At 64.3% G+C, this 1,719-nt stretch carries 2 protein-coding genes; both read right to left on the bottom strand.

Annotation, left to right across the window (positions count from 1 at the left end):
• Nucleotides 1-467: lyase family protein (locus tag SMC5_RS11040; protein ID WP_243625012.1), on the bottom strand; the 467-nt coding region annotated here is incomplete at its 3' end.
• The coding region (gene purD, locus SMC5_RS06750) for a phosphoribosylamine--glycine ligase (protein ID WP_119120100.1) at nucleotides 464-1,719 on the bottom strand (1,256 nt) is incomplete at its 5' end. The genes SMC5_RS11040 and purD, both read right to left, overlap by 4 nt.

Raw genomic sequence — 1,719 nt, 5'->3', positions numbered from 1 at the left:
GACAGGAACTTGAGTCCGAACGATGTGGGTTCGGCATGGACCCCGTGCGTACGGCCGACGGTCACCGTCGTCCGGAAGCGCTTCGCCTGGTCGGCCAGGACGCCCTTCAGCTCGGCCAGCTGGTCAAGCAGAAGCCGACCGGAACGCTTGAGCGCAATACCCAGCGCTGTATCTACGACGTCCGATGACGTCATCCCCAGGTGAAAGAACCGAGCGTCGTCCCCCATGTCGCGGGTGGCCGACTTGATAAACGCGATGACGTCGTGGTCGACGGTCGCCTCGATGGCATGGATGTCCTCCACGTCCACCACTGCCGTACGGCGGACCGCGTCCGCCGTTCCGGCGGGCGCCACACCCAGTTCCTCATGCGCTGCAGTGACCGCGCATTCCACCTCAAGCCAGCGTTCATACTGCGCCTGCTCGGTCCAGAGGTCCCGGACCGGCGGAAGTGCATACCGTTCGATCATGTCTGCTCCCCTTTCCTTGTTGCGTCGACGTCGGACGCGATATCTGTGCGCCACTGCGCACCCTCGAAGTGGATGGCGTTGACGCCGGCATATGCCCGCGTACGCGCTTCGGCCATGGTCGCGCCGACGGCCGTGACTCCCACTACCCGGCCCCCCGCTGTCACTAGTTGATCGTCTTCCTGCCGTGTTCCGCCGTGGAATACCATGACGTCTTGTGGAACTTTGTCCAGCCCGCCGATGATCATGCCCGTGACCGGCGCCGCCGGGTATCCGCTCGAGACCATCTGGACGCAGACCGCCGTCTCCTCCCGCCATTCCAGCCAAGCATCCGCCAACCGCCCCTCGGCACACGCCACCAGCGCCGGCACCAGGTCCCCCTGGATCCTCGGCATGAGGACCTGGGTCTCCGGGTCGCCGAACCGGCAGTTGAACTCCAGGACCTTGAGGCCGTCCTGCGCCACTATGCAACCCGCATACAGCACTCCGCGGTAGTCGATCTGCTCGTCGGCGAGCCCTGCGAGCACGCCCAGCGCAATATGCTCATACGCCTCACGCTGGACAGCGGACGTCACGTCCGGCACCGGAGAGAAGCTGCCCATGCCACCTGTGTTCGGTCCCATGTCACCGTCCTCTGCACGCTTGTAGTCGCGCGCAGGTGCGAATGGCAGGACAGTCTTCCCATCACAGAGGAACAGCAGGGAACACTCGCGACCCCTGAGAAACTCCTCGAGCAGCAACGGACCTCGGCCAGCCAGACTCTCAATGGCCGTCACAGCCTCACCCTGGGTTGTCGCGATGACGACTCCCTTGCCTGCGGCCAAGCCATCCGCTTTCACAACGAGTGGAAACCCCAGATCACTTACGTGTCCCAGCGCAGCCCCCGCATCTTCGCAACGAATTCCACGAGCCGTCGGGATCCCGTGCCGTTCGCAGAACCCTTTGGCGAAGGATTTGCTCCCCTCGAGCCGTGCCCCCGCCGCTCCTGGACCAACGACCAGCAGACCTCGGGCACGAAGAACGTCGGCGATCCCCTTCGTAAGTGGTTCCTCCGGCCCGACGACGACCAGACCGACCCTGTGCTGCACGGCGAACTCAGCCAGTCCAGACGTGTCATCCGAACGCATCGGGACACAGGTCGCACATCCGGTGATACCAGCATTGCCGGGTGCCACCCAGACACGTTCTACCAAGGGGCTCTGCCGGATCTTCCATGCCAGCGCATGTTCCCGTCCACCACTGCCAACGATGAGGA

The sequence above is a fragment of the Candidatus Cryosericum odellii genome, assembly GCF_003570935.1.
GTDB classification, from domain to species: Bacteria; Caldisericota; Caldisericia; order Cryosericales; family Cryosericaceae; genus Cryosericum; species Cryosericum odellii.
This window is presented reverse-complemented; position numbering and strand designations above follow the sequence as displayed.